The 14,498-nt window shown below is 65.1% G+C and carries 14 protein-coding genes; 10 read left to right on the forward strand and 4 right to left on the reverse strand.

What is annotated here, in order from left to right:
* The first annotated feature begins 4 nt into the window (after positions 1-4).
* Positions 5-1,837, forward strand: a complete 1,833-nt coding sequence (locus GNX71_RS04205) for an ABC transporter ATP-binding protein/permease (protein WP_206179339.1) — start codon at positions 5-7, stop codon at positions 1,835-1,837.
* Positions 1,838-1,880: 43 nt separating this feature from the next.
* On the forward strand, positions 1,881-2,819 hold the full coding sequence (locus GNX71_RS04210; protein ID WP_206177161.1) for a 2-hydroxyacid dehydrogenase: 939 nt from the start codon (positions 1,881-1,883) through the stop codon (positions 2,817-2,819).
* Positions 2,820-2,945: 126 nt separating this feature from the next.
* On the opposite strand, the gene GNX71_RS04215 is transcribed toward GNX71_RS04210, so the two are convergent.
* Positions 2,946-4,388 (reverse strand): amidase, encoded by a 1,443-nt coding sequence (locus GNX71_RS04215; protein WP_206177162.1) that lies wholly within the window; start codon positions 4,386-4,388, stop codon positions 2,946-2,948.
* 61 nt (positions 4,389-4,449) lie between these two features.
* On the opposite strand from GNX71_RS04215, the gene GNX71_RS04220 reads away from it, so the two are divergent.
* From GNX71_RS04220 to GNX71_RS04255, 8 genes are all read left to right on the forward strand, one after another.
* Positions 4,450-5,442, forward strand: coding sequence for a LysR substrate-binding domain-containing protein (locus GNX71_RS04220; protein WP_206177163.1), 993 nt, complete (start codon positions 4,450-4,452; stop codon positions 5,440-5,442).
* A gap of 174 nt (positions 5,443-5,616) precedes the next feature.
* Positions 5,617-7,071 carry an aspartate ammonia-lyase gene (locus tag GNX71_RS04225; RefSeq protein ID WP_206177164.1) on the forward strand — a complete coding sequence of 485 codons (1,455 nt, stop codon included), beginning with the start codon at positions 5,617-5,619 and terminating at the stop codon, positions 7,069-7,071.
* Positions 7,072-7,253: 182 nt separating this feature from the next.
* Complete coding sequence (locus GNX71_RS04230; RefSeq protein WP_206177165.1) at positions 7,254-8,153, forward strand: amino acid ABC transporter substrate-binding protein; 900 nt, start codon at positions 7,254-7,256, stop codon at positions 8,151-8,153.
* Between the two features lie 91 nt (positions 8,154-8,244).
* Positions 8,245-8,976: an amino acid ABC transporter permease gene (locus GNX71_RS04235; RefSeq protein WP_093441603.1), complete on the forward strand. Its 732-nt coding sequence runs from the start codon at positions 8,245-8,247 to the stop codon at positions 8,974-8,976.
* A gap of 1 nt (position 8,977) precedes the next feature.
* Positions 8,978-9,667 carry an amino acid ABC transporter permease gene (locus tag GNX71_RS04240; protein ID WP_198786293.1) on the forward strand — a complete coding sequence of 230 codons (690 nt, stop codon included), beginning with the start codon at positions 8,978-8,980 and terminating at the stop codon, positions 9,665-9,667.
* Between the two features lie 35 nt (positions 9,668-9,702).
* Positions 9,703-10,440, forward strand: a complete 738-nt coding sequence (locus GNX71_RS04245) for an amino acid ABC transporter ATP-binding protein (RefSeq protein WP_206179340.1) — start codon at positions 9,703-9,705, stop codon at positions 10,438-10,440.
* Between the two features lie 235 nt (positions 10,441-10,675).
* Positions 10,676-11,122, forward strand: a complete 447-nt coding sequence (locus tag GNX71_RS04250; protein ID WP_206177166.1) for a hypothetical protein — start codon at positions 10,676-10,678, stop codon at positions 11,120-11,122.
* 127 nt (positions 11,123-11,249) lie between these two features.
* On the forward strand, positions 11,250-11,696 hold the full coding sequence (locus GNX71_RS04255; protein WP_206177167.1) for an SRPBCC family protein: 447 nt from the start codon (positions 11,250-11,252) through the stop codon (positions 11,694-11,696).
* Between the two features lie 31 nt (positions 11,697-11,727).
* Here GNX71_RS04255 and GNX71_RS04260 read toward each other — a convergent pair whose 3' ends face one another.
* The 3 genes from GNX71_RS04260 to GNX71_RS04270 all read right to left on the reverse strand — a co-directional run bounded on the left by GNX71_RS04260 (position 11,728) and on the right by GNX71_RS04270 (position 14,480).
* The gene (locus GNX71_RS04260; RefSeq protein ID WP_206177168.1) at positions 11,728-12,078 is read right to left on the reverse strand and encodes a hypothetical protein; all 351 of its coding nucleotides are present in this window, start codon (positions 12,076-12,078) and stop codon (positions 11,728-11,730) included.
* 60 nt (positions 12,079-12,138) lie between these two features.
* Positions 12,139-13,194, reverse strand: coding sequence for a nucleoside hydrolase (locus GNX71_RS04265; protein WP_241027156.1), 1,056 nt, complete (start codon positions 13,192-13,194; stop codon positions 12,139-12,141).
* Positions 13,195-13,442: 248 nt separating this feature from the next.
* Positions 13,443-14,480, reverse strand: a complete 1,038-nt coding sequence (locus GNX71_RS04270; RefSeq protein WP_206177169.1) for a DctP family TRAP transporter solute-binding subunit — start codon at positions 14,478-14,480, stop codon at positions 13,443-13,445.
* Between the last annotated feature and the right edge of the window lie 18 nt (positions 14,481-14,498).

The raw sequence follows: 14,498 nt of genomic DNA on the forward strand, positions 1-14,498 counted from the left end.
CCTCATGCGCCGCAGCGGCGAAGCCCTTCCTCCTTCCCATACCGTCTCCGGCCACCCGCCGGCGAAAAGCGACCGTTCCGACTGGGCGACGCTGCGCCGGCTCTTTCCCTACCTCTGGCAGTACAAGTGGCGCGTGATGGCCGCGCTCGCGTTCATGGTGGGCGCCAAGGTGGCCAACGTGGGCGTGCCGGTGCTGCTGAAGAACCTCATCGACACGATGACGCCCAAGCCCGACATGGCGCAGGCGCTCTTGATCGTGCCGATCGGGCTGCTGCTGGCCTACGGGCTGCTGCGCTTCTCGACCGCATTGTTCGGCGAGCTGCGCGAGCTGATCTTCGCCAAGGCCACCGAGGGCACGGCCCGGCAGATCGCGCTGGAGGTGTTCGGCCACCTGCATTCGCTGAGCCTGCGCTTCCACCTGGAGCGCCAGACCGGCGGCATGACGCGCGACATCGAGCGCGGCACGCGCGGCGTGCACTCGCTCATCTCGATGTCGCTCTACAGCATCGTGCCGACCATCATCGAGCTGGTGCTGGTGCTCACGATCCTGGGCGTGAAGTTCGACTCGCTGTTCGTCTGGATCACCGGCGTAGCGCTGGTGCTCTACATCACCTTCACGGTGACGGTGACCGAGTGGCGCACCCAGTTCCGCAAGACCATGAACGAACTCGACTCCACGGCCCAGAGTCGCGCGGTCGACTCGCTCCTGAACTACGAAACCGTCAAGTACTTCAACAACGAGGAGTTCGAGGCCAAGCGCTACGACGCGAGCCTCGACCGCTACCGCAAGGCGGCCATCAAGAGCCAGCGCACGCTGAGCATGCTCAACACCGGGCAGCAGTTGCTGATTGCCGTGAGCCTGGTGCTGATGCTGTGGCGTGCCACCTCGGGCGTGGTCGAAGGGCGCATGACGCTGGGCGACCTGGTGATGGTCAACGCCTTCATGATCCAGCTCTACATTCCGCTCAACTTCCTGGGCGTGATCTACCGCGAGATCAAGCAAAGCCTGACCGACCTGGACAAGATGTTCGTGCTGATGGAGAAGGAGCGCGAGGTGCGCGATGCGCCCACGGCGCAGCCCCTGGCCGGCGCCGACTCCACCATCCGCTTCGAGGACGTGAGCTTTGCCTACGAGCCTGCGCGGCCGATCCTCAAGCATGTGAGCTTCGAGATCCCGGCCGGCAAGACGGTGGCGGTGGTCGGGCCTTCGGGTTCGGGCAAGTCCACGCTGGCGCGGCTGCTCTACCGCTTCTACGACGTGCAGCAGGGTCGCATCACCATCGGCGGCGAGGACATCCGCGAGGTCACCCAGTCGAGCGTGCGCCGGGCGATCGGCATCGTGCCGCAGGACACGGTGCTGTTCAACGACACGGTCGAATACAACATCGCGTACGGCCGCCCCGGAGCAACGCGCGAAGAAGTGGAAGGCGCGGCGCGGGCCGCGCGCATCCACGACTTCATCTCGGCCACGCCCGCGGGCTACGAGACGACCGTGGGCGAGCGCGGCCTGAAGCTCTCGGGCGGGGAGAAGCAGCGCGTGGCCATCGCGCGCACGCTGCTGAAAAACCCGCCGATCGTGATCTTCGACGAGGCCACCTCGGCGCTCGACTCGGCCAACGAACGCGCCATCCAGTCGGAGCTCAAGAGCGCCGCGCAGGACAAGACCACGCTGGTCATCGCGCACCGCCTGTCGACGGTGGTCGATGCGCACGAGATCCTGGTGCTGGAAGCGGGCGTGATCGTCGAGCGCGGCACGCACGCCGAGCTGCTCGCGAAGCAGGGCCGCTACGCCCAGATGTGGGCTTTGCAGAAGAGCGAAGCCGCACCGCTGCTCTAGCCCGATCATTCAACCCTTTCCCTCTCGATCCAGGAGTTCAGACGTGTCGACCAAGATTCCCCTGCTGGTGCTCAACAGCCTCTCGAGCGCCCACCAGGCCCAGATTGCCGAGGTCTACGACGTGACCTACGCCTTCGATCCCGCCGCGCGGGCCGCCGCGGTGGCCGAGCATGGCAAGACATTCCGCGCGGTGCTGACCATCGGCGTGATCGGCATCACCCCCGAGGAAATCGCGGCCATGCCGGCCGTCGAGCTGATCTGCTGCCTGGGCGCGGGCTATGAAGGCGTGCCGCTCGAAGTGACGCGCGCCCGCGGCATCGTGACCGCCAACGGCGCGGGCACCAACGACGACTGCGTGGCCGACCACGCCTTCGGTCTGCTGATCGGCATCGTGCGCGAATTCCGCAAGCTCGACCGGCTGTGCCGCGAAGGCGTGTGGCGCGAGTCCATCCCGCAGCCGCCGAACGTGTCAGGCAAGAAGCTCGGCATCCTGGGGCTCGGCACCATCGGCCAGAAGATCGCCAAGCGCGCCGCCGCGTTCGACATGGAGATCGGCTATCACAACAGGAAGCCGCGCGAAGGCGCGACGCACCGCTACTTCGACGACCTGAAGTCGCTCGCGGGCTGGGCGGATTTCCTGATCCTTGCCGCGCCGGGCGGACCGGCGACGAAGCACCTGGTCAATGCCGAAGTGCTCGATGCACTGGGGCCGCAGGGGTATCTGGTGAGCATCGGCCGCGGCAGCGTGGTTGATACCGAGGCGCTGGCGGCTGCGCTGCGCGAGAACCGCATCGCGGGCGCGGGGCTCGATGTGTACGAAAGCGAACCCAAGCGACCCGAGCAACTCATCGGCCTGGACAACATCCTGTTGACGCCGCACATGGCCGGCTGGTCGCCCGAGGCGACGCAGAAGTCGGTGGACCACTTCCTTGCGAATGCTCAGGGGCACTTTGCGGGGCGCGGCGTCCTCACGCCAATCTGAAGGTCTTGCCCCTTCCCCTTCCGGGGGGAAGGTTGGGATGGGGGCGGACGGCGCTTGCGATGCAGGCAGCGCCCGATGGATGCGCCGCTTGCCCCCACCCCAACCATCCCCCGGAAGGGGAGGGAGTCAATCCAGAGCCGAGGGGCGGTGGGCGCCCCATCCGCAGGCCCGGTCATAGGCATGGCCGAGCCGCAGCACGTCGAGGTCGGAGTGGATCGGCCCGGCGAGCTGCAGGCCCATCGGCAGGCCGCCTTCGCCGAAGCCGGCGCGCACGTTCAGCGTCGGCAGCCCCGCCAGCGTGAACGGCGTGACGATCTCCATCCAGCGGTGGTACGTGTCGCTCTTCACGCCGCCCACCGAATCGGGCCAGTGCAGTTGCGCATCGAACGGAAAGACCTGTGCGGTCGGCGCCACGACGAAATCGAAGCGCTCGAAGAGCTTGAGGAACGCGCGGTACACGTTGGAGCGGTAGATCGAGGCCTGGTACAGCGAGGCCGCATCCAGGTGCTGGCTCTGCTCGATTTCCCATTGCGCCTCGGGCTTGAGCTGCGCGAACAGCTTGGGGTCGCTCAGGTACGACCCGAGCTTGCCGCCGACCAGCAACTGCCGCAGCCGCAGCCACGCGCTCCAGTTGTGCTCGCGCGGCACGTCGAGCGTGCAGGGCTCGACCTCGCAGCCGATGGTGCGGAAGGTGTCGAGCGCCTTCTCGCCAAGCTCGCGGACGCCGGGTGCAAGCGGCAGATCGGGCCATATGCTGCCGAGCCAGCCGATGCGGAGGCCCTTGCCGTCGCCATCGAGCGAGAGTTCATCGGGCGAGGGCAGGGCGTGTGGCGACGACAGCGGCAGGCGCCCGTCGAAGCCCGACTGCACCGCGAGCAGCCGCGCCGCGTCTTCCACCGTGCGGGCCATCGGGCCTTCGATGCTCAGTTGCTGGAAGAACAGCTCCTGCTCCGGGTCGCCGGGCACGCGCCCGCGCGAGGGCCGCATGCCGATCACGTTGTTGAAGGCGGCGGGGTTGCGCAGCGATCCCATCATGTCGCTGCCATCGGCCACCGGCAGCATGCCCAGGGCCAGCGCCACGGCTGCGCCGCCACTGCTGCCGCCCGCGCTGCGCTCGGGCGCGTAGGCGTTGCGGGTGATGCCGAACACGGTGTTGTAGGTGTGCGAGCCGAGGCCGAACTCGGGCGTGTTGGTCTTGCCGATGACGAGGGCGCCGGCCGCACGCGCACGTGCAACGTGAAGGCTGTCGATGCGGGAAGGCGAGCGCGGCGACAGGGGCGAGCCCATCGAGGTCGGCAGCCCGGCGGCATGGCTCAGGTCCTTCACCGCGAACGGAAAACCGTGCATCCAGCCGCGCCGTTCGCCGCGCGCCAGCTCGGCATCGCGCTCGCCCGCTTCAGCCAGCAGTTGCTCGGGCTCACGCAGCGAGACGATGGCATTGAAGCGCGGGTTCAGCGCCTCGATGCGGGCCAGCGAGGCCTGCATCAATTCATGGCAGGACACCTCGCGGGCCGCGATGCGGCGCGAGAGTTCGGTGGCGCTGAGGGCGAGCAGGTCGTCTGAAGGCATGGCGGATGCGGGAAAAGGAGGGGGCGCCCAGTATGGCGCGGCGCTCGCATAATCGCCGCGTATGGAAACAAAGTGGCTTGAAGACTTCATCAGTTTGGCGGAGACCCGCAGCTTCAGCCGCTCGGCCCAGTTGAGGCATGTGACGCAGCCCGCGTTCTCCCGCCGCATCCAGGCGCTCGAAGGCTGGGCCGGCACCGACCTCGTCGATCGCAGCTCCTACCCCACGCGCCTCACGCCCGCGGGCCAGACGCTCTACAGCCAGGCCATCGAGATGCTGCAGTCGCTGCAGAGCACCCGGGCCATGCTGCGCGGCCATTCGGCCGCCGGACAGGACGTGATCGAGATCGCCGTGCCGCACACGCTGGCCTTCACCTTCTTCCCTTCGTGGGTGACGAGCCTTCGCGAGCACTTCGGGCCGATCAAGAGCCGGCTCATCGCGCTCAACGTGCACGATGCGGTGCTGCGGCTGGTCGAGGGCAGCTGCGACCTGCTGATCGCCTACCACCACCCCTCGCAGCCGCTGCAGCTGGACAACAACAAGTACGAGATGGTCAGCCTGGGCGAGGAAACCGTGGCCCCGTGGGTCAAGGCCGATGCCGACGGCGCGCCGCGCTACCGGCTGCCGGGCCGCCCGGGCCAGCCGCTGCCCTACCTGGGGTATGCGCCCGGTGCCTACCTGGGCCGCGTGGTCGACCAGCTGCTCAAGGAGTCGGGCACGGCCATCCATCTCGACCGCGTCTACGAAACCGACATGGCCGAGGGCCTGAAGGTCATGGCGCTCGAAGGCCACGGCATCGCCTTCCTGCCGCAGAGCGCGGTGCGCAAGGAAATCAAGGCCCGCAAGCTCGTGAGCGCGCTGCCGCCCGAGATCGACAGCCTGGAGGCGACGATGGAAATCCGCGCCTACCGCGAGAAGCCGAGCGCCCCGGCACCGGTGAAGACCGGCACCGGGCGGTCCGCCAAGGTCGCGGCGGTGCCCGAGGGCATCCAGCCCAAACGCACGGCCGACGCGCTCTGGTCTTACCTCGTCGGCACCCAGCCGGACGCCCGCTGACGCCGGTTTTTGTGCGCTGCACAATCTATAAGCGCCGCGCATGAGGCCTCCCGCATTCAGCATTGGCGCCATGAGCACGCCGGTACTACAGTCGCGGCAGTTTTTCTTCAGCCGCAATCGCGGCATCATTCGAGGCACGCCATCCGCGTGCTTTTTTTTAGCCGAGGAACCTGTATGAGCTCCAATTTCAGGACCGAACACGACTTCCTCGGCGAGAAGCAGATTCCCGCCGCCGCCTACTGGGGCGTGCACACGGCACGTGCCGTCGAGAACTTCGCGATCTCCGGCACCCGCATCTCGGCCATGCCCGACCTGGTGCGCGCGCTGGCCTTCGTGAAGAAGGCCGCCACCCGCGCCAATGCCGACCTGGGCGCTATCGACCGCGACCGCGCCGCCGCGATCATCCTGGCCTGCGAGGACATCATCGAGGGCAAGCTGCTCGACGAGTTCGTGGTCGACGTGATCCAGGGCGGCGCCGGCACCTCGACCAACATGAACGCGAACGAGGTCATCTGCAACCTCGCGCTCGAAAAGCTCGGCCACGAGAAGGCGCGCTACGACGTGCTGCACCCCAACGACCACGTCAACGCCTCGCAGAGCACCAACGACGTGTACCCCACGGCGGTGCGCCTGGCGCTGTGGTTCGCGATCGGCAAGCTGCTCGAAGCCATGGCCGCGCTGCGCCGCAGCTTCGAGGCCAAGGCGCTCGAGTTCAAGGACATCCTCAAGATCGGCCGCACCCAGCTGCAGGACGCGGTGCCGATGACGCTGGGCCAGGAGTTCCTGACCTACGCGATCATGATCGGCGAGGACGAGGCGCGCCTGGGCGAGGCGCGCGCGTTGATCGAGGAAATCAACCTCGGCGCCACCGCCATCGGCACCGGCATCAACGCACCGCACGGCTACGCCAACCTCGCCTGCCAGTACCTGGCCGAGCAGACCGGCGTGCCGCTCAAGCAGGCAGCGAACCTCATCGAGGCCACGCAGGACACGGGCGCCTTCGTGCAGCTCTCGGGCGTGCTCAAGCGCGTGGCCACCAAGCTCAGCAAGACCTGCAACGACCTGCGCCTGCTTTCCAGCGGTCCGCAGGCCGGCTTTGGCGAAATCCGGTTGCCTGCGCGGCAGGCGGGCTCGTCGATCATGCCGGGCAAAGTCAATCCGGTGATCCCGGAGGTCATGAACCAGGTGGCCTTCGAGGTCATCGGCAACGACATCACCGTGACCATGGCGTCCGAGGCCGGCCAGCTGCAGCTCAACGCCTTCGAGCCGATCATGGGCTGGAGCCTGTTCAAGAGCATCAAGCACCTGGGCAACGCCTGCAACACGCTGCAGCTCAACTGCGTGGCCGGCATCGAGGCCAACCGCGAGTTCCTGGCCAAGCGGGTGCGCGAGTCGGTCACGCTGGTCACCGCGCTCAACCCGCTGATCGGCTACGAGAAGGCCGCGCTCATCGCCAAGACCGCGCTCGCCACGGGCGGGCCCATCGACTTGGTGGCCGAGTCGTTGGGAATCATGACGCGCGCCGAGATGGAGGCGCTGCTCGTGCCCGAGAACCTGACCCAGCCGGTGCGCCTGTCTGCCGCACCGGTTCCCCCGGCTGCCGAGCCGTCGGGCACAAAGGCTGCTTAGTGAAAGTCGGACAATGCCAGGAGGCAGGATCGCACCAGGCTGGCGCTGCGATGCGCGCGGCCGGTGCAGCAATGCACGGCGGGATGCCCCCCGGATGCACCGGGTTGGTCCGGGTATCACGCAAAATATGTATGTCTAGAATTTAGTTGTATCTGTTTCAGTCACCCTCAGGAGTTTTCTGTATGAAAAAACAAGCAATGGCATTGGCAATCGCGGCGCTCGCCACCAGCGGCGTCTTCGCTCAGGCCAATGACACCCTGGCCAAGATCAAGGCCTCGGGCACCATCACCGAAGGCGTGCGTGAATCGTCGGGCCTGTCGTACACGCTGGGCAACGGCCAATACACCGGCTTCCACTACGACGTCTGCGCCAACATCATCAAGGACCTCGAGAAGGCCGCTGGCAAGAAGCTCGAAGTCAAGTACCAGCCCGTGACCTCGCAGAACCGCATTCCCCTCGTGCAGAACGGCACCGTGGACATCGAGTGCGGCTCGACCACCAACAACGCCACCCGCCAGAAGGACGTGGCCTTCGGCGTGACCACCTACGTCGAAGAAACCAAGATCGTCGTCAAGGCCAACTCGGGCATCAACTCGCTGGCCGACCTGAAGGACAAGACGGTTGCCACCACCACCGGCACCACGCCGCTGCAGACCGTGCGCAAGCAAAAGCGCGCCGAGAACCTGACCTTCAAGGAGGTCTACGGCAAGGACCACTCCGACAGCTTCCTGCTGCTGGAAACCGGCCGTGCCGACGCGTTCGTGATGGACGGCTCGATCCTGGCCGCCCTGGCCGCCAAGTCGAAGTCGCCCAAGGACTACAAGATCCTGAACGACGTGCTGGCCGTGGAACCCATCGGCATCATGATCCGCAAGGACGACCCCGCCTTCAAGAAGGCCGTGGACGACAGCATCAAGGCACAGGCCAAGTCGGGCGAGCTGGCCAAGCTCTATGACAAGTGGTTCCTGAAGCCGATTCCCCCGGCAAACGTCGTGATCAACCTGCCGTTGGGCGAAGCCACCAAGAACGCCTGGGCCAACCCGAACGACAAGCCCGCGGAAGAGTACGTCACCAAGGAATAAGCGCGCGTCGCTGCGTGAATGACGCCCACCTTTCGCGGTGGGCGTTTCTTTTCAAGGGACGGTTTTGTCGAAGACGGTGAAGGAGTAAGAAATGGGAAACTGGGATTGGCAGGTGTTCCTGCAGGACCCGGGTGGGGACTATCCGACCTACTGGCAGTGGATGCTTTCGGCCTGGGGCTGGACGGTGTCAGTGGCACTGCTGGCGCTGGTCGTGGCGCTTGTGCTGGGCTCGCTGATCGGCATCATCCGCACGCTGCCCGACAGCCCGTGGCTGGTGCGTTTCGGCAATGCATGGGTGGAGCTCTTTCGCAACATCCCGCTGCTGGTGCAGATCTTCCTCTGGTACCACGTCATTCCGGCGCTGATCCCGGTGATGAAGGGCGTGCCGAGCTTCATCCTTGTGGTGCTGGCGCTGGGCTTCTTCACCTCGGCGCGCATTGCCGAGCAGGTGCGCTCGGGCATCCAGGCGCTGCCCAAGGGCCAGCGCTACGCGGGCATGGCGGTGGGCTTCACCACCACGCAGTACTACCGCTACGTGATCCTGCCGATGGCCTACCGCATCATCATCCCGCCGCTCACGAGCGAGACGATGAACATCTTCAAGAACTCGTCCGTTGCGTTCGCCGTGTCGGTCACCGAGCTCACCATGTTCGCCATGCAGGCGCAGGAAGAAACCTCGCGCGGCATCGAGGTCTACCTCGCGGTGACGGCGTGCTACGTGGTGTCGGCCCTGGCGATCAACCGGCTCATGGCGTTCATCGAGAAGAAGACCCGCGTGCCGGGCTTCATCGTTTCGGCCAGCGCCGGCGGCGGAGGCCACTGACATGATGAATCTCGACCTGTCGTTCTACAACTGGGACGTCATCAGCAACTTCGTCGTCAAGGGCTTCTACTTCAGCATCATGCTGACGGTGGTGGCCACCATCGGCGGCGTGATCTTCGGCACCATCCTCGCGCTCATGCGGCTGTCGGGCAAGAAGTGGCTGGACACGCCCGCCGCCATCTACGTCAACGGCATGCGCAGCATTCCGCTGGTGATGGTGATCCTGTGGTTCTTCCTGCTCGTGCCGGCATCGTTCTACTCGCTGTTCGGCTCGCTCGGTTCGAACTACCGCTCCGAAATCTCGGCTGTGATCACCTTCGTCGCGTTCGAGGCGGCGTACTTCAGCGAGATCATGCGTGCGGGCATCCAGTCGATCCCGCGCGGCCAGGTGAATGCGGGCCAGGCGGTGGGCATGACCTACGGCCAGAACATGCGCCTCGTGGTGCTGCCGCAGGCGTTCCGCAACATGCTGCCGGTGCTGCTCACGCAGACCATCATCCTGTTCCAGGACACCTCGCTGGTCTACGCCATCGGTGCCTACGACATGCTCAAGGGCTTCGAGACGGCGGGCAAGAACTTCGGCCGCCCGATCGAGGCGTACCTGCTCGCAGCCGTCGTGTACTTCGTCATGTGTTACGCCCTTTCTTGGCTGGTCAAGCGCCTGCACAAGAAGATCGCCATCATTCGCTGAGTGGCTGAACCGGAGAGAAAGAAATGTCCGAAAAAATGATTGAAATCAAGAACGTCTCCAAGTGGTATGGCCCGGTGCAGGTGCTCAACGACTGCTCGGTGAACATCTCCAAGGGCGATGTGGTGGTGGTGTGCGGCCCGTCGGGTTCCGGCAAGTCCACGCTCATCAAGACCGTGAATGCGCTCGAGCCCTTCCAGAAGGGCGAGATCACCGTCAACGGCATCCCGCTGCACGACCCCAAGACCAACCTGCCCAAGCTGCGCTCCAAGGTCGGCATGGTGTTCCAGCACTTCGAGCTGTTCCCGCACCTGTCGGTGACCGAGAACCTCACGATCGCGCAGATCAAGGTGCTGGGCCGCTCGCCCGACGAAGCCAAGACCCGGGGCCTCAAGATGCTCGACCGCGTGGGCCTGATGGCGCACAAGGACAAGTTCCCGGGCCAGCTCTCGGGCGGCCAGCAGCAGCGCGTGGCGATCGCCCGCGCGCTGTCGATGGACCCGATCGTGATGCTGTTCGACGAACCCACCTCGGCGCTGGACCCCGAGATGGTCGGCGAAGTGCTCGACGTGATGGTGGCCCTGGCCAAGGAAGGCATGACCATGATGGTGGTCACGCACGAAATGGCCTTCGCCCGCAAGGTCGCGAGCCGCGTGATCTTCATCGACGTCGGCGGCAAGATCCTGGAAGACTGCCCGAAGGACGAGTTCTTCAATCACCCCGAGAACCGTCAGCCGCGCACCAAGGACTTCCTCAACAAGATCCTGCAGCACTGATCGGCTGCGCTCAAGCGATACAGGGGCCATGCTGGCGACGGCGTGGCCCTTTTTTATGTGGAAAAGGATGGTCCACTTCGACATTCCGGACAACCGGGAGGTCGCGATAGTCTTCAAGCTGCGGCATGAATGGCCGAAGATGTTCAAGTTCCTTAGGCTCTACAAGGAGCCGCCGCTACAGGTCGGTGTCGAACAGCAATGACTTTTTCGAGAACCTTGTTGGAGTCCGCAAGCAATGAGCATTACCGTCCTCACAGCCCCGGCAACCGAATGGGCTCGCGCTCATCCGACGATGTTCTTCGACCGAGGCGAAGTCACCGCACAAAGCATCGTCAAGCAGTTGATCGATGGCGCGCGGGCTCTGGGTGCAGCCAGCGTCGAGTCCTTGTCCATCGGACCGTGGCACATCGTCGCAGCCGATGAAGACTGGTTTCCCAAGGCACGGCTCCCGATACCGGACGACTTCAGGTTCAGCCGCCTCGTCGACTTCCCGGAGCAAGGGCAGAACTGCGTTCGCCCCGAGTTTCTTGTCGCGGCTTTTGCCCAGGATGTCATCGTCAAGGCGGCATGTTCGGAGCCGATCATTCTTGGAACCGTTTTTGCGACGGACGGGATTCATTCGATGCTGGAACACAGGAAATCCTGGCGCCGCGTCATTGCATTTCGTGGAATCAAGGCCTAGGACGCACCGCAGACACCGGCCATCGTGACTGCGGGTTTCCCCTGATCTTTTGCCTGTCGATCTCTACCCGCCTCATCCGACGTGCTATCGAGGGTCGTCCTCGGTTCTTCTTCAGGAGCAATCAATCATGGCTACCAACACCGTCCGTCTTCACCGCGTCATGCGCACCTCGCCGGACAAGGTCTACCGCGCATTCGTCCAGTCCGGCGCCTTCGAACGCTGGCTGCCACCCTTCGGCTTCGTCGGCAAGGTCCACGCGATGGAGCCCGTAGTGGGCGGCGCGTGGCGCATGTCCTTCACCAATTTCGGCACGGGCAACAGCCATTCGTTCGGCGGCAAGTACCTCGAGCTCGTTCCCGGCAAGCGCATCGCCTACGACGCCGCCTTCGACGACCCGAACCTTCCGGGCACGATGAAGACGACCGTGGTCCTGACCGAGGTGTCCTGCGGTACCGATGTCTCGATCGTGCAGGAAGGCATTCCCGAAGTGATTCCGGCCGAGATGTGCTACCTGGGGTGGCAGGAGTCGCTGGTCTCGCTGGCGCAATTGGTGGAGCCGAACATTCCGGGCTGACAGTATTTCGCTGGATCGAGCGAGTACCGCCCTATTGCGGCATCTGGCTCTTCACAAGGCTGGCATATACGGGCAGCGCGAACGCCGTGCTCAAGGTAAGTAGCAGCACTTCATAGGTCGCCAGCCCCAGCCAGAATCTGTACGGCTCCTGCCGTCTGAAAACCTTGTACCGGGCGCCCAGGACCCCTGTTTTCATCACTGAATAGGGATACCAGAAGGGCAGCACGAGCCAGCAGAGCAGCGAGAGAGAGTAGGGAGGGAGCGACCAGAAACCCGGTCCAATCGCCTTCGCGATGAGCGGTAGCGCGAGCCCGCTCATCAACATGCCCGCTGAGATCCAGTTGAAGAAGGCAGATCGATCCGTCGTGTTCGAGATTGGCATCACGCGATGGTAGCCAACGCCTGCGTCGTTTCGCGCCGATGCACCTCTCGCGCGCACGGCTCAAGGCAGCCGCGAGATGCGCTGCGTCAGCAGATCGAAGAAGCCCTGCGCATCGCCCTCGGCGATCCAGTTCACGTTGGCCGGGCGCTTCAAGCCACCGTACCAGTCGGTCACCGTCTGGCCGAAGCCGATGCCCTCGCGGCTGTCGACTTCCACGTTCACTTGCTTGCCCTTGAAGAGCGAGGGCTGCAGCAGGTAGGCGATGACCGTGGCGTCGTGCACCGGCCCGCCGGGCAGGCCGTAGTACTGCATGTCGTGCTGCACATAGGCATCGAGGATGTCGGCCACCGTCTTGCCCGCCTGGTTGCCGAGGCCGCGCAGCTTCGCGATGCGCTCGGGGCTCGTGAGGATCTTGTGCGTCACATCCAGCGGCAGCATGGTGATGGGCACGCCGCTCTTGAGCACGATCTCGGCCGCGTGCGGATCGGCGAACACGTTGAACTCTGCCGTCGGTGTGATGTTCCCGCCGTTGAAGTGCGCGCCGCCCATGAGCACCAGCTCGCGCAGGCCGCGCACGATGTCCGGGGCTTGCGTGAGTGCCAGCGCGAGGTTGGTCTCGGGCCCGAGCATCGCGAGCGTCACACTCTTCTCGGGCGCGGCACGCAGCGTGCGGATCAGGTAGTCGACGGCATTGCCATCGGCCAGCGGCTGCTTCGGCTCGAACACCTTCACGCCCGTGATGCCTTCGCTGCCATGCACATCGGCCGCGTAGATCGGCGTGCGCAGTAGGGGGCGCGGCGCGCCGGCGTAGACCGGAATATCCGGGCGCTTGGCCCATTCGCGTGCCAGGCGTGCGTTGCGCGAGGTTTTCGCGAGCGGCACGTTGCCGGCTACCGTGGTCAGCGCCTGGATCTTGAGCGTCTCGGGCGATGCCATGGCGAACAGCAGCGCGATCACGTCGTCGGCGCCCGGGTCGGTGTCGATGATGAGCGTGTGCACCGTGTTGGCGTCGGCGGCGTGCGCTGCGGTCGGAGCGATGCTGGTGGTCATCAAGAGGGCGAATCCCGCGAGAAGGAACGAGGAAAGATCGGCTTTCCAACGCGAAGAGAGAGGCATGAATTGGCTTCCTTGAAGCGCGAGAAAACGCGCGGTGAAAACCAGTCTGCCAGAGCATTTCGCGTCGGCGGCATGAAATCGAAGGCGTGTTCTGGGCCTCTGCCACGGGGCATCCCGCACTTCGCAAACCAAGGATTTCGCCCGCCATTTTCGTTGCAGTTGAAAGTGCGCAAGCGGCAAAGAAAAAGCCCCGCAAGCGGGGCTTCGGCGGGGCCATCGAAGCCCCCGCAGTGTTGCGAAAACGCTGCTTACTTCTTGCGCGCGGCAATCGCCTTCTCGGCCTGTGCGACGAGGTCCGCACCCACCATCGACTTCCACTTGTCGTACACCGGGCGCGTCGCCTTCACAAAGGCTTGGCGCTCTTCCGGCGTGAGCTGCGTCACCGTCACGCCCATGGCGGCGATGTCCTTGAACACCGGCTTGTCGGCTTCCACGAGGCCCTTGCGCGCGATGGCGATTTCCTGCTTGCCCGCATCGAGCGCGGCCTGGCGCACGATGGCCTGGTCGGCTGGCGTCCACGAAGCCCAGATCTCCTTGTTCACCACGAACACCAGCGGGTCGGCCACGTAGCCCCAGGCGGTCACGAACTTCTGGCCCACGGTGTGCATCTTGAGCACGGTGAACAGGAAGAGCGGGTTCTCCTGGCCATCGACCGCGCCGCTCGCGAGCGCGGGCTGCGCATCGGCCCAGCTCATCTGCGTGGGGTTGGCGCCCAGCGCTGTGAACATGTCCGAATAGATCGGCGAACCGACCACGCGGATCTTCATGCCCTTCAGGTCCTCGGGCGACTTGATCGGCTTCTTGGAGTTGGTGATTTCGCGGTAACCGTTCTCGCCCCAGGCGAGCGGCACCACGCCAGCCTTGTCGAGGGTCTTGAACATTTCCTTGCCCACGTCGCCCTGCGTGAGCGCGTCGATGGCCGCGTAGTCGGGCATCAGGAAGGGCATCGAGAACAGGTTGAGCTGCTTGACCTGCGGCGACCAGTTGATGGTCGAGCCCACGGCCATGTCGATCACGCCCTGGCGCAGCGCGCTGAACTCGCGCGTCTGGTCGCCCTGGATCAACGACACGCCCGGGTACAGCTTGATGTTGATGCGGCCCTGGGTGCGCTCCTTCACGAGGTCGGCCCAGATCTTTCCGGCTTGGCCCCACGGCGTGGGTGGGCCGAGCACCAGCGACATCTTGTACTCGGGCTTGTAGGCGGCCTGCGCCATGGCGCCGGTCGAGAAGAGCCCGAGCGTGGCGGCGACGGCGGCGAGGCCCAGCAGGGTGCGGCGGAATTTCATTTGAAGGTCTCCTCTTTG

The sequence above is a fragment of the Variovorax sp. RKNM96 genome (assembly GCF_017161115.1).
Taxonomy (GTDB): domain Bacteria; phylum Pseudomonadota; class Gammaproteobacteria; order Burkholderiales; family Burkholderiaceae_C; genus Variovorax.

Coding starts and splice junctions, on each gene's coding strand:
- GNX71_RS04225 (WP_206177164.1), top strand. CDS start 5,617: ATGAGCTCCAATTTCAGGACCGAACACGACTTCCTCGGCGAGAAGCAG.
- GNX71_RS04270 (WP_206177169.1), bottom strand. CDS start 14,480: ATGAAATTCCGCCGCACCCTGCTGGGCCTCGCCGCCGTCGCCGCCACG.
- GNX71_RS04265 (WP_241027156.1), bottom strand. CDS start 13,194: ATGCCTCTCTCTTCGCGTTGGAAAGCCGATCTTTCCTCGTTCCTTCTC.
- GNX71_RS04215 (WP_206177162.1), bottom strand. CDS start 4,388: ATGCCTTCAGACGACCTGCTCGCCCTCAGCGCCACCGAACTCTCGCGC.
- GNX71_RS04235 (WP_093441603.1), top strand. CDS start 8,245: ATGGGAAACTGGGATTGGCAGGTGTTCCTGCAGGACCCGGGTGGGGAC.
- GNX71_RS04240 (WP_198786293.1), top strand. CDS start 8,978: ATGATGAATCTCGACCTGTCGTTCTACAACTGGGACGTCATCAGCAAC.
- GNX71_RS04250 (WP_206177166.1), top strand. CDS start 10,676: ATGAGCATTACCGTCCTCACAGCCCCGGCAACCGAATGGGCTCGCGCT.
- GNX71_RS04255 (WP_206177167.1), top strand. CDS start 11,250: ATGGCTACCAACACCGTCCGTCTTCACCGCGTCATGCGCACCTCGCCG.
- GNX71_RS04230 (WP_206177165.1), top strand. CDS start 7,254: ATGAAAAAACAAGCAATGGCATTGGCAATCGCGGCGCTCGCCACCAGC.
- GNX71_RS04245 (WP_206179340.1), top strand. CDS start 9,703: ATGATTGAAATCAAGAACGTCTCCAAGTGGTATGGCCCGGTGCAGGTG.
- GNX71_RS04260 (WP_206177168.1), bottom strand. CDS start 12,078: ATGCCAATCTCGAACACGACGGATCGATCTGCCTTCTTCAACTGGATC.
- GNX71_RS04220 (WP_206177163.1), top strand. CDS start 4,450: ATGGAAACAAAGTGGCTTGAAGACTTCATCAGTTTGGCGGAGACCCGC.
- GNX71_RS04205 (WP_206179339.1), top strand. CDS start 5: ATGCGCCGCAGCGGCGAAGCCCTTCCTCCTTCCCATACCGTCTCCGGC.